At 58.8% G+C, this 21,282-nt stretch carries 11 protein-coding genes; 9 read left to right on the forward strand and 2 right to left on the reverse strand.

Annotated features, from left to right (window positions below):
• Nucleotides 1-108: 108 nt before the first annotated feature.
• The 3 genes from TBK1r_RS24030 (at nucleotide 109) to TBK1r_RS24040 (ending at nucleotide 8,265) form a co-directional block, all read left to right on the forward strand.
• Nucleotides 109-3,126, forward strand: coding sequence for a CRTAC1 family protein (locus tag TBK1r_RS24030; RefSeq protein WP_145216534.1), 3,018 nt, complete (start codon nucleotides 109-111; stop codon nucleotides 3,124-3,126).
• A 671-nt stretch (nucleotides 3,127-3,797) separates the two neighbouring features.
• The gene (locus TBK1r_RS24035; protein ID WP_145216537.1) at nucleotides 3,798-6,791 is read left to right on the forward strand and encodes a DUF1592 domain-containing protein; all 2,994 of its coding nucleotides are present in this window, start codon (nucleotides 3,798-3,800) and stop codon (nucleotides 6,789-6,791) included.
• Between the two features lie 202 nt (nucleotides 6,792-6,993).
• Complete coding sequence (locus tag TBK1r_RS24040; RefSeq protein ID WP_419580338.1) at nucleotides 6,994-8,265, forward strand: DUF1552 domain-containing protein; 1,272 nt, start codon at nucleotides 6,994-6,996, stop codon at nucleotides 8,263-8,265.
• Nucleotides 8,266-8,409: 144 nt separating this feature from the next.
• Here the strand turns inward: TBK1r_RS24040 and TBK1r_RS24045 are convergent, their stop codons facing one another.
• Nucleotides 8,410-9,390, reverse strand: coding sequence for an alpha-E domain-containing protein (locus TBK1r_RS24045; protein WP_145216543.1), 981 nt, complete (start codon nucleotides 9,388-9,390; stop codon nucleotides 8,410-8,412).
• Nucleotides 9,384-10,871: a circularly permuted type 2 ATP-grasp protein gene (locus TBK1r_RS24050; protein ID WP_145216546.1), complete on the reverse strand. Its 1,488-nt coding sequence runs from the start codon at nucleotides 10,869-10,871 to the stop codon at nucleotides 9,384-9,386. Before TBK1r_RS24050 ends, TBK1r_RS24045 begins: the two co-directional genes overlap by 7 nt.
• 540 nt (nucleotides 10,872-11,411) lie before the next feature.
• On the opposite strand from TBK1r_RS24050, the gene TBK1r_RS24055 reads away from it, so the two are divergent.
• The 6 genes from TBK1r_RS24055 to TBK1r_RS24080 all read left to right on the forward strand — a co-directional run bounded on the left by TBK1r_RS24055 (nucleotide 11,412) and on the right by TBK1r_RS24080 (nucleotide 21,242).
• A complete protein-coding gene (locus tag TBK1r_RS24055) occupies nucleotides 11,412-11,987 on the forward strand; it encodes a sigma-70 family RNA polymerase sigma factor (protein ID WP_145216549.1) in 576 nt (191 codons plus the stop codon).
• A gap of 1 nt (nucleotide 11,988) precedes the next feature.
• Nucleotides 11,989-13,650, forward strand: coding sequence for a LamG-like jellyroll fold domain-containing protein (locus TBK1r_RS24060; RefSeq protein WP_145216552.1), 1,662 nt, complete (start codon nucleotides 11,989-11,991; stop codon nucleotides 13,648-13,650).
• A 72-nt stretch (nucleotides 13,651-13,722) separates the two neighbouring features.
• On the forward strand, nucleotides 13,723-15,180 hold the full coding sequence (locus TBK1r_RS24065; RefSeq protein ID WP_145216556.1) for a sulfatase-like hydrolase/transferase: 1,458 nt from the start codon (nucleotides 13,723-13,725) through the stop codon (nucleotides 15,178-15,180).
• Nucleotides 15,181-15,262: 82 nt separating this feature from the next.
• Entirely contained in the window at nucleotides 15,263-16,864 is a 1,602-nt protein-coding gene (locus tag TBK1r_RS24070; RefSeq protein WP_145216559.1) for a sulfatase, read from the forward strand.
• Nucleotides 16,865-16,938: 74 nt separating this feature from the next.
• Nucleotides 16,939-19,743 carry a PSD1 and planctomycete cytochrome C domain-containing protein gene (locus TBK1r_RS24075; RefSeq protein WP_145216562.1) on the forward strand — a complete coding sequence of 935 codons (2,805 nt, stop codon included), beginning with the start codon at nucleotides 16,939-16,941 and terminating at the stop codon, nucleotides 19,741-19,743.
• A complete protein-coding gene (locus TBK1r_RS24080; protein ID WP_145216565.1) occupies nucleotides 19,740-21,242 on the forward strand; it encodes a DUF1501 domain-containing protein in 1,503 nt (500 codons plus the stop codon). Before TBK1r_RS24075 ends, TBK1r_RS24080 begins: the two co-directional genes overlap by 4 nt.
• Nucleotides 21,243-21,282: the final 40 nt, after the last annotated feature.

Here is a 21,282-nt window from a genome sequence, read left to right on the forward strand (position 1 = left end):
ACTGTCGCTGCGTCGCAGCGTCCAGGAATCGCCAGCAGGCTACACACCAACGGTAGCTGAATTTATTTTACTTTGACCTACCCGCGTTTCCGCGGCACCCTGATCCCCATGACTGACCCTCGGCACGTCGTCTTCCTGTTTATCGCGACCACGCTCTTGTTTACCGCGTGTGACCGCACGGCGGTCGATCCGACCGAACAAGCGCCGCGAGAACAGATCAGCGATCGCGAGACCGAAACGCAAGCCGAGGTTCCGTCCCCGCCGCCGGTCGAAAAACCGTTCGATCGCGATCAGGCGATTGATGCCGCACTAGCGTTGATCCAAGCCGGCAAGGTGGACGCGGCTGCGGCGGAGTATCGCAAGGTGCTGATGACCGACCCCAGCGACGCGGAGGTCTTGTTTCGATTGGCCCGGTTGAACGCCGATCGCGGGAATCTTGTCGATGCAGTCGAATACCTGGACTCGATCCCGGTGACTGATCCGGAAGCCGGGCTACCGTCGCTGGGACAGGCAGCCGATTGGTACATGCAGTTGGAACGATATGACGAGGCTGAATCGAGGTATCTGAAGGTCCTCGAATTGGCCGGCGATGTCCCGGTCGCCCACCGACAACTCGCGTACCTGTACAACCGTCAGGGGCGGCGACACGAAGCGGCGGATCATTTGCATGCGCTTTGTCGCTTGGGCAATATTCAAGAAGACGAGTTGCATGCGTTGATGGTGTTGGGGCACGCGATTTTTGACGACCCGAACAAGCCTCCGCCGCGTCCCCGTCCCAACTTCCCGATCGGTCCGGCGGCCACCGCGCGGATGCTGTTTACCGCCAGCCGAAACGTCGAGGCGGTCGAGGCCCTTGATGAAACGGTGCGCGCGGGCGAAGCGGTTCCTTCGATCGTCGCCTTTTACGGGTTGCTGGCGATCGAAGCCCAGGACAACGAACGTTTTCAGTGGTGGCTGACCCAAGCCGACCAACCGGTTCAAGAATTTGCCGAATATTGGGCCGCGATCGGAGCCTATTTGGTTTCGGAACGACGGTTCGAGGAAGCGGTCCGGGCGCTCGGCGAAGCACTGGCACGCGATCCCACCAATGTCGGCGCGATGCGGCGAATCAACCAGGCGTTGACGGCGCTCGGCCAGACCGAACAAGCTGGACGTTGGGAGAAGCGATACGACACCATCAGGGATGTCGTCTCGGCCAGTAACGCGATCGGAAAATCCCAGACGCCCGAATCGGCGCCGATCGACAACTACGCCACCATCGCCGACGGTCTGGATCAGCTGCATCGCCCGCTCGAAGCGATGACGTGGCGGATCTTTGGGGCCTTCCATCGCAAGGCTTCGCAGGAAGAGATCGAGTCATTGAACGAGCGCCGCGCGGCGCTGTTTCGTGCGCCCGATGCCTTCGCTAGCCGCCAAGAACGCGTCTGCGGGCTCGACCTGGCCGAGTACCCGCTGCCGAAATTGGAGATCCCCGCCGCGATCGATGTTTCACCGCCACAAACCGCTCCATCGACCGATGACTTTCACATCCCCGCGTTTGAAAACATCGCCGAATCGGTGGGGCTCAACCACACGTACTTCGTTGCCAGTGAGCCACAGCCGTTTCGGTTCGCGCTCTACCAGTCTCTCGGTGGCGGCATCGCTGTGCTGGACTACGACCTGGACGGTGCCGTCGATCTTTATCTGGCCCAAGGCGCCGCCGACGTCCCGTCCATGGTGGGTGAACGATCGAACCAGTTGTATCGCGGCGTCGACGGCAAACTCGTCGACCGGACGCAGTCCGCCGCGGTGACCGACACTCGCTATTCGGTCGGTCTGGGCAGCGGAGATTGGAACCAGGACGGGTTCGCCGATCTTGTCGTCGCCAACATCGGCAATAAGGTGTTGCTGATCAACAATGGCGACGGCACGTTCCGGCGCCAGGTCTTTGACGAAGACCCCGGGCACCAAGTGTTGACCAGTTCGGTGGCGTTGGGCGACATCACCGGAGATGCGTTGCCGGATCTGTATGCGTTGCACTATGTCGAAGATCCGACGATGGTGAACCGTCCGGAAATGAATGAAAAGGGCGAGATCCTGACCATCTCGCCGGCCTCGTTTCAGCCCGGGATCGATTCCATTGCGGTCAACGATGGCCGCGGCGGCATGTTGCATCAACGGGTCAGCGACTCTCAAGGCGACGCCAGCACGGGCCTGGGCGTCGTGATCGCTGACTGGGACGGCCGACCCGGCAATGACGTCTTTGTCGGCAACGACATTCGCGCCAACCAATTGTGGACACGGTCGCCCGACCAGGACCGATGGATCGATGTCGCGGCGGTCCGCGGTTGCGCGCTCGGCATCGGCGGAGTCGAAACTGCGTCGATGGGGATTGCGGTCGCCGACTTCGATGGCAACGGGATGCGGGACATTCACATCACCAACTTTTACCTGGAACCGGTCAGCCTGTTCATGAATCAAGGCGGCGTGTTCGAAGACCGATGCGTGCAGTATCGGCTGCACCGCGACAGTTCCGACGTGCTCGGATTCGGTTGCCAAGCACTCGATTACGACCTCGATGGGCGTCCCGATTTGGCGGTCACCAACGGCAATATCGAAAAAGCTCCCGGGGAACCGTTGGAGCAGTCGCCGCAGTTCTTCGTCAACCTTGGCCGCCAATTTCGCCTTTCACCGGTCGATGATGCCTCGAATTACTGGACCGGAAAATACCTCGGCCGCGGTCTGGCGCGTTTGGATTTTAATGCCGATGGTCGACAGGACATGGTGATCTCGCACATCGGATCGCCGTCGGCACTGTTGATCAATCGCACCGAGACCTCCAACCATTGGTTGACGTTCCAATTGGTGGGCACCGAGTCGGAACGTGATGCCATCGGCGCGCAGGTCGAAGTGCATCAGGGACAGCGCACGTTGACCAATTGGATCGTCGGCGGAGATGGATACCTGTGTCACAACGAATCCACCGTGTCATTCGGGTTAGGCGAGTCCGGCGATGACGTCCGCGTGACCGTCAGCTGGCCGAGTGGAACGCGGCAAGAGTTCGAGGGCATCGGAGTCGATCAACGACTGTTGCTGGTCGAAGGCCAAGACGAGCCGATCACCCAGCGGGTGCCACCCGGTCGCTAGTGCTTCGGCACATTTAATGTTGGGGTTTTGACCGGGCTAACGATCGAGAATGATACCCACCGATAGCAGCGCGAACCCACGGATGACAGGGTGTAATCATCCGTGGGTTCGCGCTGCTATCGGTGGGCTCAGCGGGCACTTCATCGCTCCGCAAGTTACAGCCAGAATGTTGTGCATGGCCGTTGGCCAAAGTTTACCTCATTGCGATGCGGTTCCTGGGGCGGCGCAACCCTCGCAAATGCTCGGTTTGCTTGCCCCAGGCTATGGATATGCATGCCCTTTGGGCAAAAAGCGACTTGCGTAGATACCAGGGCCCTGGCAGGGAGGGTCGAGCGCGGCGAGGGGAGGGGCGCCGGTCATCGCTGACCACGAGTGAGAGCAGACCCGTCGACGAGGCCGCGAGACTTGGAGGCGGGCCTCGCAGACTGTTTTGGGAATCTTCGACGTTCGCCGTCGGGTTTGGATCCCGAATTCGAGAGGCGAGGGTTACAATGGAGGCGCAACGACTGGAAGCCCCGAGTTCAATGTGGATCGGTTGTTTGTCGTGGATCCGGGTGGCCACCAACCCGAAACATGATGTAGCAAATCGATCGCAGTCGCCCCCACCGACGTCGGGCTTGCGTGTTGCCCCCGCCTGATTTGTCCCCCGCCTGTCCATCCCCAGACCGTCGATGCGTTTGTTGTTTTTTGTCGCACTGTTGATGTGTTCTGTTTCCCTCGTTTCGGGTGCCGAAGATCTGGAGGGAGCGTTTGACGGTACGGTTCGTCCGTTTCTGAAGACCTATTGTGTGTCCTGTCACAACGCGGACGATGCCGAAGGGGATTTGGACCTGGAGTCGGATCGTGATGTCACGTCGGTCGTGACCCATTTCAGAAAGTGGATGGTCGTGATGGATCGTCTGGAGGCGGGCGACATGCCGCCCGAAGACGCCGAGGCGCATCCCACACCGGAGGCTCGCAAGCGTGTCATCGAGTGGATCGCCGGCGTGCGGCAAAAAGAGGCGAAACGCCGGGCGGGCGATCCCGGGATCGTCTTGGCTCGCCGACTGAGCAACGCAGAATACAACTACACGATCCGAGACCTGACCGGATTTGACTTGCAACCGGCCAAGGCGTTTCCGATCGATCCGGCCAACCAGGAGGGGTTTGACAACTCGGGCGAATCACTCGCCATGTCACCTTCGTTGCTGAAGAAATATCTGGACGCGGCACGTCACGTTTCCGAGCATCTGGTGCTGACACCGTCCGGTATCGATTTCGCCCCCCACCCGGTGATCACCGAAACCGACCGCGACAAGTACTGTGTCAACCGGATCATCGATTTCTATCGGCGACAACGTTTGCAGTACGTCGATTTCTTTTACGCCCTCTGGCAATACCAACTGCAACACACAGCCGGTGATGCCGAAACACGTTCGCTGCGTGAATTTGCATCCAGCCAGGGATTGAGTCCTCGGTACATGGAAATGCTTTGGAACATCTTGAACGTCGACGCAGCGCAAGACCAAGCGACAGACCAAGCCGCGGACGTTGGTCCGCTGGCGGCACTGCGGATCATGTGGCGTCGATTGCCCAGCGGCAATACGCCGGACGATGCCGATCAAGCCAAACGTCAATGCCAGCGGATGGAGGATTTTGTGCAGACGCTCCGTGGGCGTTTGGTCCCCGAAGTCGAAAACCTGACGACGCCCGAGGTCCACCAGGGTTCGCAGCCGTTGGTGTTGTGGAAGAATCGCCAATTCGTTGCCAACCGTCGTCGTTACGCCGGAGGGATCTCCGACGTCGGCGATCTGGGATCGTTGCTGGAATTGAAGCCGGGTTCGGCCGAGGCACGTGCGATGGCGTTGCCGGACGACGAGCCTCGGTTGCAAGGGTACGAGCGGACGCTGGAAACGTTCTGCTCGGTCTTCCCGGATACCTTCCTCGTTTCCGAGCGGGCGCGTGTCTACTTGGACCCCAAGGAAGAGAAGGAGCGCACGGGGCGGTTCTTGAGCGCCGGATTCCACAGCCAGATGGGATACTTCCGTGACGACGGCCCGCTGGTTGAGTTGATCTTGAGCGACGAGGAGCGGAAAGAACTGGATCGTTTGTGGCTGGAGCTCGATTTCGTGACGTCGGCGCCGATGCGTCAGTACGCCGGGTTCATCTGGTTCGACCGCACCGATTCTCGTTTCATGCGTGATTCGCAATTCGATCGATTCCGTGCCGAAGACAAAGATTGCACGTCGGAGGCCAAAGTTCGGGCGCTGGCGGAAGCCTATTTAGCCAAAGCGGAACGTGTCGGCGGCAATCCCCCAGCCCTCGAAGCGATCGCGTTCTACTTCGAGGACCTGTCGCGAACATTCCGTCGTTTGGAACGCCTGAAGCGAGAATCGGAATCGGTTCAGTTGGATGCCGTCGTTCGGTTCGCCGAGCGGGCGTATCGTCGTCCGCTGACCGATGCACAGCGGCAGAGCATCCGATCGTTCTATCGGCATCTGCGCGAGTCGGACGGGTTGGAGCACGAGGACGCGATTCGGGACAGCGTTGTGGCGGTCTTGATGTCGCCCAACTTTTGTTATCGCTTGGATCTGCCGCAACAGCGAGTCGCCGATGCGGCGCATCAAGACGTCGAACCGTTGGATGATTTTGCGTTGGCCAGCCGGTTGAGCTACTTTCTGTGGGCCAGCATGCCCGACCAGCAGCTCCGTGACTTGGCAGCGTCGGGCCATTTGCATCAACGTGATGTGCTGAGGTCGCAAGTGGTCCGCATGCTTGTCGACGAGCGGTCCCAAGGCTTTGTCAACGAGTTTGTGGGCAGCTGGTTGGGCTTTCGTCAATTCCAGCAGCACAACGGCGTCGATCGCAATCGTTTCCCACAATTCACCGACGAGCTGCGTCAATCGATGTACGAAGAACCGATTCGGTTGTTCAACGAGATTGTGCGCACGGACGGCTCGATCCTGGATCTGTTGTACGCCAATTACACCTTCGTCGACCGCGCGCTTGCCGAGCACTACCAGTTTCCGACCGACCGGTTGGACGACCAACAGGACGGCTGGGCCAAGGTTGACGGCGTCGATCGGTATGGCCGTGGCGGGTTGATGCCGATGGCTGTCTTCTTGACCAAGAATTCACCCGGATTGCGAACCAGTCCGGTGCAGCGCGGCAATTGGTTGGTCAAGTACGTGCTCGGCGAACACATCCCGGCCCCGCCCGCCGCGGTGCCCGAGTTGCCGAGTGACGAGTCTCAGTTGGGCGAGTTGACGTTGCGGGAGGCACTGCAGCGGCACCGAGCCGATCCTAGCTGCGCGGCCTGCCACGACAAAATTGATTCGTTCGGACTGGTGTTTGAGCAATACGGGCCGATCGGTGAGCGGCGTGAAACCGATTTCGGCGGTCGTCAGGTGGACAGTCATGTTCGATTCCCCGACGAGAGCGAGGGGACCGGGATCGAAGGGCTGCGGGACTACATTCGACGTTCCCGGCAATCCGATTTTGTCGATAATTTTTGCCGCAAACTTCTCGCCTATGCCCTTGGGCGTTCGTTAGAGTTGTCGGATGAGACGGCGATCGATCAGATGACCGCCTCGCTTGCGTCCAACGGGTATCGATTGCAACATGCGATTGAGATGATCGTCACCAGCCCGGCGTTCTTGAACAAACGTGTGAAAGCAGAGTTTTAAGTTGGTGGGAAAGGCTTTCCGTCTGTCGCCTTGGCATCGACAGTCTGGAAGTCTCTCCCACAGTGATGTTCCGACCGTTTCTTCGCCCACCACCGTCCATCCGATGAACACTTCTACCAGATCCGACGCTCCGTCTTCTCGCCAGACTCCGTCTTCTCAAACGTTATCGCGTCGTACGGTCTTGCGAGGCGTCGGCGTATCGATGGCACTTCCGTGGATGGAATCGATTCCCGTTTGGGGCACCGAAACCGTCGTCGGCGAGGATCCGGTTGCACCGCCCAAGCGATTTGCCGCGTTGTTCATGGGGTGCGGGATCAATCGCAAACATTGGTGGGCCAAGGGCGGTGGCAAGGAGATGGAGTTGGGCAAGAGTCTGGCGCCGATGGAGCCGCTGAAGGAGAAGATGAACTTCATCACCGGCCTGTTCAACGAGAATGCGACGTCGGTCGGCATTCACCCCGGCCAAACCGGCAATATCCTTTCCGGGGCGTCGCTGCAGAAGGGTTCGGAGCTGCGCGGCGATATCAGCATGGACCAGGTGCTGGCGAATCATTTCCAGGAGGAAACGGTCGTTCCCAGTTTGGTGCTCGGTTGTGAACAGCCCGTGACGGGGTATCACGAAACGAATTTTTCGATGGCCTACAGTTCGCACATCTCCTGGCAGAACAAGACGTCGCCGGTGCCGATGGAAGTCTACCCGTCGCTGGCCTTTGACAGTTTGTTCGACAACCGGGGGAGCCGTCGCGACGAAAGCATTTTGGACCGCGTGGGGGAAGAGGCGGCGTCGTTGAGCCGGCGGGTCAGCAAGAGCGATCAGGTCAAGTTAGAGGAATACTTGAGCAGCGTTCGTGAGGTGGAAAAACGAGCCGCGTCAATGAGAGCCGCCCGAGAGAAAGCACGGCAACGGGCCAACGACCGCGGCAAGCCGCTGGCCAGGATGCAGCGGCCCGATGACGGATTGCCCGAGGACATTCGCGAGCACATGCGGTTGATGTGCGACATCGTGGCGATCGGGTTCCAGAGCGACAAATCACGTGTCGCATCGTTGCTGCTCAATCGCGATTTGTCGGGACTGTTTTATCCCTTCCTGAATGTCGAGAGCACGCACCACTCGGCCTCGCACAACGATCTGTCCGACGAGTATGAACGGATTTCACGGTACTACTGTAGCCAATACGCCTACTTGGCCGAACGATTGAACGCGATGCCGGAAGCCGGCGGGACGGTGCTGGACCATTCGTGTTTGTTGTTCATTTCCAGCATGTGGTCGGGCAATGCCCACGATTCCAGCAAGGTCCCCGTGCTGTTGACCGGCGGCTTGGGCGGCACGCTCGAAACCGGACGCGTGCTCGACTACGTCGGCCAGGACGATCACGATCGAAAGCTGTGCAGCATGTACTTGTCGATCATGGATCGCATGGGCGTTCAGCTGGACCGCTTCGGCGACGCCGAAAAACGGCTGGCCCGTTTGTAACGCGAGTGGCGTAAGCTCCCAGCTTGCGTCGTCGGCCCGCTCGCGGGCGTGTCCAGCTTGCGTCGTCGTCCCGCTCGCGGGCGCGTCCAGCTTGCGTCGTCGGCCCGCTTGCGGGCGCGTCCAGCTTGCGTGAACGACCGGAATTTACGTCATCACCGAAGCGTCCGGCGATGCGTTCAATCGTTCCACGGAGAAAAAGTCTTCGTGGATTTCCTGGCCGATCGTATTGAGCTGTCTTTGGAATTGGTCGATGTATTCGTGCAGTCCGTCTTGCAGGATGTCATCGATGACCGCATAGTCGAGACTGGAGCAGAGACGGCCGAGCAGTTGTTCGGAGTGATAGCAGTAGGAGTTCAGCTCGCTGCCGGTGATCACCCGCATCGAATCGCGCGCCCGCATGGCGGCGAAATGCATCGCTCGGGGGAACTTGCGATCCAACATCAGAAATTCGGCGACGCGTTGCGGGACGATCTTGCCTCGCAATCGGCGATACGATTCCAGGGCGCTGGCTGAACGCAGCAGTGCCGACCAACGCACGACGTCCAGCGAGGAACCGACGTTGCCGCCGTCGGGCAACAGGTTGTAATACTGCACGTCCAGCAGACGTGATGTTTTGTCACCACGTTCGATCATCCTGCCCAAGCGTGAGAAGTGCCAGGCCTCGTCATGCGACATGGTGGCGTCCATCGCGCCGACCAACAAATGGCTGGTCAAGCGAACCTGTTCACAGAACGCTTGCGGTTGCTCCAGCGTCTTGGGCGAGTGCCCGGCGGCTTGGACCAACAGGTGAAACGTGTTGAGTTGCTCCCAAACCACACTCGAAATCACTTCGCGAATGGTCCGGGCGTTCTCGCGAGCCCTGGCGACGCAACTGATCATCGAATTACCGTTTTCTTCGTCAAAGGACAAAAACTGCAACACGTTTTCGCGTGTGGGGCTGTCGTATCGTTTGACGAATTCGTTCTGGTCCGCGGTGGTTTCCAAGAGCGGTGTCCACTGCTTGCTCAGCGATTCGGTTTCGCCGAGGGTCAGGTTGTAATTGACGTCGATGAATCGTGCGATGTTTTCTGCCCGCTCGACGTATCGGCTGAGCCAATAAACGGTTTCTGCGACTCGACTTAGCATGATGACGACTCCTTCGTGTTCGAGACTGGTTTTGGCTGAGCCGTCGCGCCGTTGCGCAACACCCACGTGTCTTTGCTGCCGCCACCCTGCGACGAGTTGACGATCATCGAACCTTTTTTCAGCGCGACCCGCGTCAGTCCGCCGGGCATCACGTAGACGTCTTTGCCGCACAAGACGAACGGTCGAAGGTCGACATGACGGGGTTTCAATTCGTCGCCGACCAGGGTGGGCACGGTCGACAGATTCAACATTGGTTGTGCGATCCAATCACGTGGATTCTTCTGGATCGCTTCGGCACACTCGGCCCGTTCGTTGGCCGAGGCGTGTGGGCCCATCAAGATGCCGTAGCCACCCGACTCATTGGTCGGTTTGACGACCAATTGATCCAGGTGGGACAGGACATGTTCACGTTGTTTGTCATCGTCGCACAGGAACGTCGGCACGTTCGGCAAGATCGGGTCTTCGCCAAAGTAGTAACGAATGATGTCCGGCACGTACGCATACACCGCCTTGTCGTCGGCAACGCCGGTTCCCGGTGCATTGGCCAAGGAAACACGGCCGGCACGATAAACGTCCATCAGATGCTTGACTCCCAAACACGAATCGGCGCGGAAGTGGGCGGGGTCCAAGAAATCGTCGTCGATGCGGCGGTAGATCACATCGACTCGCCTGAGCCCGCGTGTCGTGATCATGTGGACGAATCCGTCCTTGACAATTAAATCCGAACCGTGGACGAGTTCGATTCCCATTTGCTGGGCCAGAAAGGAATGTTCAAAGTAGGCCGAATTGTGAACACCCGGTGTCAGCAACACCGCGACCGGATCCGATACACCCGTTGGGGCACAGTCCAGAAGTGTTTTCAGCAACTGCTCCGGGTACTCTTCGATCGGTTCGACCGACATCCCCTCAAAGACGTGCGCGAAGGTTCGTTTCATGAGTTCGCGATTTTCCAGCACGTACGAAACGCCCGACGGGCAACGCATGTTGTCTTCCAACACATACAGTTGACCGTCGGCGTCACGAATCAAATCCACGCCGGTGATGTGGCACCACACACGTTGTGCCGGCTGAAGACCGACGCACTGTTTGCGAAGCGTCTTGGACGACGCGATCAACGATTCCGGGACGGCTTTGTCTTTGATGATTTTTTGATCGTTGTAGATATCATCGACAAACTGATTGAGCGCCCGAATCCGCTGTTCCAGCCCCTTCGCGATCATCGACCATTCCTCCGCGTCGATGATTCGAGGCAGCAGGTCAAATGGCCAGACCTTTTCGGTGCCGGCTTGATGGCTATACACGTTGAACGTGATGCCCATGTTTTGCAGATTCAGTTCCGCCGATTTCTGTCGCTCGCGCAGGTTCCCTTCGGCCAGGGCTTCCAGTCGCCGAACAAAACGTTCGCCGCTGGCCCTGGGTCTGCCGTCGGGAGCGAACATCTCGTCAAATCCACCATCCATCTCATAGGGTAAAAGCAGCATCGCCCGTTCTCTGAAGTGATTGAGACACACCGATTGTCATTTCAAGAACGCTGGATCCGCCCATCGCAGCGACGACGCAATCGCCGTCATCGAGTGATGTCAGCTGCGTCGTGCCAGTTTCCACCGGCCGAGGGTTTCCCGTCGGCACATGGCGCGCCACCGGATCATGGGATTCGCCACCGGGATCTTGGGCTCCGTAAAAGGCGGCTTAAAGGTGATCGGGCAAGTCGCATCGTCGAAGCCGCGATCCGGAACACTGTTCAAAAATCCACAAAGAACAAACGAAACGGGGCGTCCGGGAATTCAACGGTGTCGTCGACGATCCCGGACCGGACGCCTGCCATGTCTCTGCCCGTTACCTGTGCGGATTCGCTCGATGGAGTCGTGTTTTGATCCAGGCTACCGTCAGGTCCCCAGAATGACCGACCTGAGTGGATTTCTGACGGATTCCAATTTTGACAAATATGCACAGGTGGCACGGTAAATTTCCGGGATGATGGAATATCAAAAGTGAACCACCTTTCGTGAAAAAAGCACGCCATGGATCCTCTCGCGACACCTGATTTCGATACCCCCGCGGCCCGCGAAGCTCGCTACGGCGAATTCGTCAGTCTGCTGGCGCGGCATGACCAGTCGATTCGTCGATTCGTGCGTTCGTTATTGCCCTCCAATCAAGGGGTCGACGACGTGATGCAGGAGACGGCATTGGAGTGTTGGAAGAAATTTGAATCCTTCACGCCTGCAACGGCGGACGACGCGGTCGACGAATTCATTCGCTGGGCCTGCGTGATCGCACGGTACAAAGTGCTCAGCTGGCAGCGAGACAGTTCCCGAGACCGCTTGGTGTTCCGCGAAAGTGTGATCGAACGATTAGCGCAGGACGCGATGCAAGATTTGGAACAGCGCGATCGAGAACGCAAGGCGATCGAGAGGTGTTTGGGGGAATTGGACGACGATCATCGACGGCTCGTGTTGAGCGTTCACTCGCCGGGCGAGTCGATTGCCAAGATCGCGGAAGAGACCGGCGTCAAAACGCGGCGGCTGTACAGCAGAGTCAACGCGTTGCGCAAACAGCTTCTGGACTGTGTTCAGGGGCGGCTCGTTGAGGAGTGTTGAAGTGGACGACAAGATTCGCAACCTGATTTTCCAAGCCATCGACCAAACCATTTCGGCCGACGATTTCGATGTGTTGCAGGACGCGATCGAGCGACGTGAAGAGGTTCGATCGGAGTATTTGCGGGCGGTCAGCCTGTGTGAATCTCTGGGCGAGATCGCGACCGAGTCCGGTGGCGATTTGCACGCGGGGCAATCCCCGCGAAACGACTCGCCGGCCAGTGTGCTCGATGACGCGACGGGATGGACGTGGCAACGCTTGGCGATTGCGGCAACCGTTCTCGCTCTGGTCGGCGGCGTCGCGTACTGGTTCGGACAAAGCAACGATGGTGACGATCCCCAACGGGTCGAGATCGCACAAGTCGCATCGGACGAACCAGCGGAGGCTTTGATTGCGGGCCATGCGACGCTGCGAAGTGCTGTCGATTTGCAGTGGTCTAGCGATTCACTTGCGTTCCGCGAAGGCGATGTGTTGCCCAACGGTGTCTTGCAGTTCGACGAAGGGATCGCGGAAATCGACTTCTTTTGCGGTGCGACCTTGATCGTCGAGGGACCCGCGGCGCTCGATGTCGAATCGGATTGGTCGGTTCGCGTGGTCAAGGGGCGGTTGCGGGCCAGTGTTCCGCCGGCGGCGCGTGGGTTTATCGTCAAGGCGGCCGACTCAGAGATCATCGACTTGGGGACCGAATTTGCAGTGGAGGTCGGCGCCGACGAAGCGCGTGTCGAGGTGATCGATGGCGAAGTGGAATTGCGCGGTGGCCGGCACGACGGCGACCATCTGGTCACCGGAGAACGGCAATGGTTGAAGGGATCGCAGTCTCGCCCGGATGCGTTCGAGGGACTCAGTACGGTCAATGATTTGCAACGTCGACGTGAAGACGCCCAATCGCAACAGTTCGAACAATGGAAAACCTACTCGCGGCAGTTGAGGACCGACGATCGGTTGATCGCGTATTACCCGATCGCTGAATCGGACGCTGAACGCTTCATTCCGAACCGCGCCGCGTCGGGGTCAGAACTCGACGGCATTCTGGTCGGCCCCGTGACGCGAGCCGACGGTCGATTCGGGGCCGCGTCGACCGCGTTGGAATTTGACCGTCCGGGATCGCGTGTGCGAACCCGGATCGATGGAGCATTCGACGCGTTCACGTTCGCCTGCTGGGTCAGAATTGACAGTTTGGAGCATCGTTACAATTCGCTGTTCATGGGCGACGGCTATGAGAACGGCGAACCGCATTGGCAAATTCACGAAGACGGTCGGCTGATGTTTTCGGTGATGGTCGATGACACGCCCGGAGCGGGACTCGGCCCCGCAGAAGATTCCAGGTTGCACCGGATCTATTACACCGAACCGATTTGGGATGTGTCCGAGAGCGGCAAGTGGCTGCACATCGCGGCGGTCTATGACCCCGTCGCTCGACAAGTCAACCAGTTCGTCAACGGTGAACTGATCAGCAGTGAACCGATCACGGATCAGTTCCATGTCCAAACGCTTCGGATCGGGACAGCTGAAATCGGAAACTGGGGACAGCCGCTGAGAAATTCACCTTGGTTCGCCGTCCGTAACTTGAACGGTGCGATCGACGAACTGGCGATCTTTAACGCCGCACTCGGCCGCGAAGAAATTCAGACGCTGTACGAACAAGGCAAGCCGCTCGGGTATTAGTCACTGTCGGATTCAACACCACGGTCTCGACACGACGGTCGACTTCAATCGTTCTCCGATCAAATCGAATTGATGCAACACACCTTTTATAGAATCGCGTTTTCCGTTGGGATGCTCGCCACGTTCGCAGCCCTCGGCCATGCCGGGGATCAAGACCGTCCGAACATCGTCGTGATCCTCTGCGACGACCTGGGCTACGCCGATGTGGGCTTCAACGGCGCCACCGACATCGCGACGCCGCAGTTGGATCAGCTGGCCGCGGCCGGTACGATTTTTACATCGGCCTATGTCACGCACCCCTTCTGTGGTCCCAGTCGGATGGGGCTGATGTCGGGCCGCTATCCGCATTCGTTCGGGGCGCCGTACAACCTGCCCAACAGCGGTCTCGGTATTCAGGCCTACAACCGCGAAGGGATCGATGTCAATGAAACCCTGATCAGCACGGTGTTGCAGGACGCGGGGTACCGAACCGGCGCGATCGGTAAATGGCACATGGGGTACGAGCACCCGTTCCATCCCAACCAACGCGGGTTCGACGAGTTTTACGGGTTTCTCGGCGGAGGCCATCAGTACTTCCCGGATCGATACCGGCCGATTTACGAGCGGCAGATTCGGGCCGGCAAGACAACAATCAATGACTACATCGCCCCGCTGGAACACAACGGCAAAACGGTCAATGAAACGGAGTACATCACCGACGGGCTGTCGCGCGAGGCGGTGCGTTTTGTCCAATCAGCGGGCGACAAAGACCAACCGTTTTTTCTGTACCTGGCCTACAACGCGCCGCACAGTCCGCTCGAAGCGAAGGTCGAGGATTTGGCGAGGTTTGCCGGTATCAAGGACAAGAAGCGGCAAACCTACGCTGCGATGGTTTACGCCGTCGACCGCGGCGTCGGTCGACTGGTACAATCGCTGAAGGATTCCGGTGAGTTCGATGACACGTTGATCGTCTTCCTGAGCGACAACGGCGGAAAACTCGGTCTGGGCGCCGACAATGGACCCCTTCGCGAAGGCAAGGGCAGCACGCACGAGGGCGGTTATCGCGTTCCGATGTTCTTCCATTGGCCCGGAAAAGTCCCTGCCGGCGATCGTTATCACCACCCCGTTTCCGCACTCGATTTCTACCCGACGTTCGCACGCTTGGCCAAGGCGGAGATCCCGGCGACCAAGACGTTGAACGGCAAAGACATTTGGGACGACTTGCTAGCCGGTCGTAGCGCACGCCAAGGTGAGATGATTTTCGCACTCCGCCATCGCAGCGGTTACAGTGACGTAGGGGCTCGACGCGACGCCTGGAAAATCTGTCGAACGGCCCAAACGCCCTGGAAACTGTTTAACTTGGACGATGATCTCGGAGAAACGCAGGATCTGAGTGACGCGTATCCCGAGAAAGTTGCGGCAATGGTGGAGGAGGCCGAACGCTGGAGTCGCGACCACACCACGCCTCGGTGGTTCGACGATGAGGAGGCGGAGCAACAATGGCATCAAACGGGAATGCCGAATTACAAAGCCACCTTACAAGTGAAATGATGCGTGATGGACCTCGCATTCGCATCGACGAAGTTGAATCCCAGTTCGCAGGAAGGCAACCGCTGAAAACCAAATGAACCGAATGATCAAACCACTTCTTACCCTCGCCTGCGTTGTGGGCCTGGCTTCCACGTGCCGCGCGGCGGACAAACCGAACGTCCTGTTTATCGCTATCGATGATCTGCGACCGGAGCTGGGATGTTACGGATCCGAGATCGCGGTGTCGCCGAACCTGGATGCGCTGGCTAACGACGGTTTGCTGTTCAATCGGGCCTATTGCCAACAGGCGATCTGTCGGCCTTCGCGGGCGAGCCTGATGACCGGTGCTCGACCGGAGACGACCGGGTTGTTTCACAACTATGTCTCGTTGCGTGAGCTTCAGCCCGACATTGTCACGTTGCCCCAACACTTCATCGCACACGGTTATGAAACGGCCTACTGTGGAAAAATCTTTCACCAGGGCGATACCGACGAAGAGAACTCTTGGAGTCGAAGCCCCGTCAAATGGATCAAGGGGATCGAAAAGCCGGTCGGTGGCTACGCGTTGCCGGAAAACAACAAGATCAAAAGTGACAACATGAAGGAGATGTTGGCCAAGTACGGCGAGGCCGCACGCCGTGGTTTGGGCAGCGGACCGGCATACGAAAATGCCGACGTCCCCGATACCGCCTACGGTGACGGCTACAACACCCGGCTCGCGATCGAGACGATGAAGCAGATGGCCAAGGCGGACAAGCCGTTCTTCCTGGGGCTCGGGTTCAAAAAACCCCACCTGAACTGGACCGCGCCCAAACGCTACTGGGATCTGTACGATCCCGACAAAATCCCGATGGCAGCCCACAGCGATGCACCCGAGGGCGGTGCCGCGATGGGGCTTCACGCGTCCTTTGAATTGCGAACGCGTGCGGGGATCCCCAAGATCGGACCGTTGGGTCCCGAGCTGTCGCGAACACTCAAGCACGCCTACTTGGCATGCGTCAGTTACGTCGACGCCCAAGTCGGTTTGATGGTTCGTGCCCTGGAAGATGCCGGGGTTCGCGACAACACGATCATCATCGTCTGGGGCGACCACGGTTGGCATCTCGGAGACCTCGGCGTCTGGGGCAAAGCGACCAACTACGAAATTGCCACCCGCGTGCCGTTGATGATTTGGACGCCGGGCATGAAGTCGCGGGGCAAGCCGACCGATGCGTTGGTCGAGTTAGTCGACATGTACCCGACCCTTTGCGAACTGGCCGGATTGCCGATCCCCGATCACGTCGAAGGCCACAGTTTTGTCCCCTTGTTGGATGATCCCGACCGGGCCTGGAAAAAGGCTGCGTTCAGTCAGTATCCCAACCCGGCGCTCCGCGAGTGGGCCGCCAACCCGCTGTCGCAAGGAATGCGTGAGACATGGTTCGGACCGCTGATCCGAGAAGTCGAAAGCCGGATCATCGAGCAGATGGGTGACACGTGGGACCGTGAGCTGTTTGAACAACATTTGATGGGGTACACGATGCGGACCGACCGCTATCGGCTGGTCGTGTGGCGCGATCATCGCAATCCCCAAGCCGATCCCGTGTTCGTCGAGTTGTTCGATCACCAAAGCGACCCCGGCGAAACCAAGAACGTTGCCCTCGATAACCCAAACGTCGTCGCCAGACTGACCCAACAACTCGACGCCGGTTGGAAAGCCGCGCTGTAGTTGAGCGACACAGACCAAGATTGGATATGATCCAAGAACCCTCCATGCCAATGTCAAATTGGAAGCCATCCATCATGATTCGACGATTTCTGCTCCTGTTTTGCCTGTTGGCACCGCAAAGGTTGCCTGCCGAAGAGATCGATTTCGAGGAACAGATCCTGCCGATTCTCGAAGAACGTTGCTTGTATTGCCACGGCGAAGACGAGCAAGAATCGGGGCTACGGCTAGATTTGCGTGCCCGCATGCTTCGCGGCGGCGATTCAGGCTTGGCGGCCGTCGTGCCCGGCAAGCCCGAAAAGAGCTACCTGATCGAAGTGATCAACCATGTCGATGAAGACATGGCGATGCCGCCGGATGATGACAAGCTGCCGGATGAAGAAATTGATTTGCTGACGCGTTGGATCAAAGCGGGCGCCGTCGTACCCGGACAAATGGACGACGTGGTCAACGAAGAAATCGATCACTGGGCGTTCAAACCCGTCGTCCGACCCGAGATCCCCCAAAGTGGCGTAAGCTTCCAGCTTGCGAATCGGCCACAAGGTGGCGGAAGCAACCAGCTTGCGATGCAGCCCACCGTCATCGATGCCTTTTTGCTGAGGAAACTGGGCGAACAGGGACTCTCGTACTCACCGCCGGCCGATCCCCGTTCGCTGATCCGACGCGTCTCGATCGTGTTGACGGGGATCGCCCCGACGCCGGAACAGACCGATGAATTCATCGAGGCGTTTGCGATCGATTCCGAGCAGGCATATTCAAAGCTGGTTGATCGGTTGCTGCAATCACCGCATTTCGGTGAACGTTGGGCCCAGCATTGGCTGGACGTGATTCGATGGGCGGAAACAAATGGATCCGAAGCCAATTTGTATCGGAAGAACGCGTGGATCTATCGCGATTACGTGGTCCGCTCGTTCAATGAAGACACGCCCTACAACGAGTTTGTGCAGGAACAGATTGCCGGCGATTCGATGGGTGCCGGCGAAGCGACCGGTTTTCTGGTCGCCGGACCTCACGTACCCGCGGCGACGGTGGGTCGCGAACCGACGGCGATTCGCCAAGCCCGCGCCGATCGGATGGACGAGATCATGCAAACCGTCGGTGCCTCGGTGATGGGCGTCACGATCGGATGCGCGCGGTGTCACAATCACAAGTTCGATCCGATCACGATCAAAGATTACTACTCAATGACGGGCGTATTCCAAGACGTCGAATTCGGCAGTCGCCATCCCGAATTCGCGCCCGATCATCCGCGTCGCAAACGCGGCGAAGAGATCTGGAAAGAGATCGCCAAACAACGCGCGGTGCTGCGCCCGATCGGCGGTTGGGAAGAGGATTGGGGGGCGTTTCGTGAAATGCACTTCAAACCCGTCACGACCAAAGCAATCCGTGTCCGGTTCAAGATGGGCAACGTCGGCTTGGACGAATTGGAAGTGTTCGGTCCCGACAACTATGGCGAAAACCTTGCCCACAAACGCCGCGGCACCAAGGTTACCGGATTCCCCGAAGACGGATTCGAAGGCCGCAATCCGATTCGACGCGTCAATGATGGCGAATATGGCACGATGACATGGCGGGCAAAGAAGGACAAGGATTCCGACGAGCAGCCCTACGTGCAGTTCGATTTTGAACAGCCAGAAAAGATCAGTCGGCTTCGTTTGAGCAGCAATCGCGAGTATTTCTACGACACCGATTATCTGGACAAGAAACCGTACCTGCCGCGTTACGAGTACGATGTCGATGTGCTCCAAAGTGACGGGACCTGGCAGCCTTGGGTTGGGACTTGGTTCGTCAACACTCAGTTGGACAAAGAGCATCCCGAACGCAAAGCGGCGCTCGAGGAGATTCAGAATCAAATCGAAACCTTGGCCGAAGAAGGGCCGCGTCCGAGCTTTGTCGGCCGATTCGTCCGCCCCGATGTGACCCGCGTGCTGCTTCGTGGCAGCCCGGAGAACCCGCGTGATGAAGTCGACCCGGCGGGACCGGCCATCTTTGATGGCGACTTGGGGCTGACACAGGATGCACCCGGCCCCAAACGGCGGGCCGAGTTCGCCAAATGGATCAGCAGCGAAGAAAACCCGTTGACCGCACGCGTGATGGTCAACCGGCTCTGGCACCACATTTTCGGCAGCGGCATTGTTCCAACGACCAGCGACTTCGGCAAAGCGGGCGCCGCGCCGACGCATCCGGAACTGTTGGATTGGTTGGCCGCGGAGTTTGTTCAGCCGACGGTCTCGGGTAACGAAGCGTGGTCCACCAAATCGATGATCCGCCAAATGGTGATGTCGGCGGCCTTCCGTCAGTCCAGTGCGCCGCGGCCAGAGGGCATCGCCAAGGACGCCGGTTCGGCGCTGTTGTGGCGTTTTCCGCCCAAGCGCGTGGAGGCGGAAGTGATTCGCGATTCGATCCTGCAGGCGTCGGGATCACTGGACCGAACCATCGGCGGTCGCAGCTACCGAATTCACAACGAAAAGAAAACCTACGCCCAGTGGGAAGTCGTCAAGAATTACGGTCCGGAAACGTGGCGCCGCATGCTGTACCAAGAACGCATGCGTCGTGTCGACGACCAGATGTTCACGGCATTCGACTTTCCCGATTGCGGTCAGGTGCGTGCCAAGCGTCCCGTCTCGACGACTCCCTTGCAAGCGTTGAACTTGATGAACAGCGACTTTGTGATCCACCAATCCGAGTTGATTGCTGAGCGTGCGAAGAAAGAATCGGGTGGAGAGTTGAAAGCGGCGATCGTCCGCTCCTTTGAACTGTTGTTGTCACGCCAGCCCGAGACCGACGAACTGGATTCTTGTTTGGAACTTGCCCGGCAAACGAGCTTGTCGCTCGTCTGCCGAACGTTATTGAACACCAACGAATTTGCGTTTTTACCATGACCAATCCCGAAAAACTTTCGCCCCTGGGCAGACGTTTGCTTGATCGCCGCGGGTTCCTACACACCGCCGGTTTGTCCACCAGCGCGTTGGCGCTGGCCAGCTTGCTCGACGCTGACGGATTGTTGGCCGCCGATGTGAAAACGGTCAGCGGAAAGACGCCGATTCGGCCTGCCATCGATCCGAGTCAGCCGTATGCCCCGCGTCCGGGACACTTCGACATGCCTGCCAAACAGGTGTTGGTGATCTATTGCCCCGGCGCGGTCAGCCATGTCGACACGTTTGATTACAAACCGGCGCTCTGGGAGCTGCACGGGCAGAAGCCGCCGGGGATCCCCGAAGTGACCTTTGAAGGCCCGACCGGGAACATCGCCAAGCCGTTTTGGGAGTTCAAACCCCGCGGCGAAACGGGCAAGATGGTTTCCGATCTGCTGCCGCATCTCGCCCAGCACGTCGACGATTTCGCGTTCATCCACTCGCTGACAACCGACACGAGTGCGCACCCCCAGGGCGAGAACTTCATGAACACCGGTTTCACGATGGAAGGGTTTCCGTCGTTCGGAGCCTGGGTCACGTATGCACTGGGGACGGAAAACCAAGAGCTGCCGGCTTTCGTCGCCATCAATGATCCACGTGGGTTGGCGCGAAGTGGCAAGAACAATTTCGGCAACGGGTTTTTGCCTGCCGCGTTCCAAGGCACCGATTTCAGCGCCGCGGCGCCGCCGAACAATCTGCGCCGCCCCGACGTGCTTTCGGCCCAAGAAGATCGTCTCAGCGTCGACCTGTTGGCCCGGCTCAATGCGAAACACTTGGAACAATTCCCCGGCGACGCCGATCTGGCCGGGCGGATCGCCAGTTATGAACTGGCCGGGAAAATGCAGACCACCGTCCCGGACGTGATGGACATCTCCGGCGAAACCGCCGAGACCTTGAAAGCGTACGGCGTCGAAGGCGGCAGCGAGTTGCGTGGCCAGTATGCACGCAACTGTATTCTCGCTCGACGGTTGCTCGAAAAGGGTGTCCGCGTCGTGCAATTGTTCAACGGAAGCGATCCGGCCGGCGGCAACGGTATCACCAACTGGGATTCGCACGCCAATATTCTGGAAACGCACGCGATGCAGGCGGAGATCATGGATCAGCCGACCGCGGCGTTGTTCGCGGATCTGAAGCAGCGTGGGATGTTGGAGAACACCTTGGTCGTGTGGGCGACCGAGTTCGGACGGATGCCGTTCTTGCAGGGCAACGGAACCGGCCGCGATCACAACCCCGACGCGTTCACCTGTTTCCTGGCCGGTGCCGGTGTCAAGAAAGGGATCAGCTATGGTGAAAGCGATGAGTTCGGGTTCAAGGCGGCCGCCAACACGACCAGCGTCTACGACTTCAACGCAACGCTGTTGCATCTGATGGGGCTCGACCACGAGCGTTTGACGTTCTACCACAACGGGCTGGAAAGACGGTTGACCAACGTTCACGGACACGTGGTCAAGGACGTGCTGGCATAACGGGGACGGTTGTTGATACCGGACGGCGTGGTTCGACGAA

Source organism: Stieleria magnilauensis (assembly GCA_007753675.1).
In the GTDB taxonomy this organism is placed as follows: Bacteria; Planctomycetota; Planctomycetia; order Pirellulales; family Pirellulaceae; genus Stieleria; species Stieleria magnilauensis.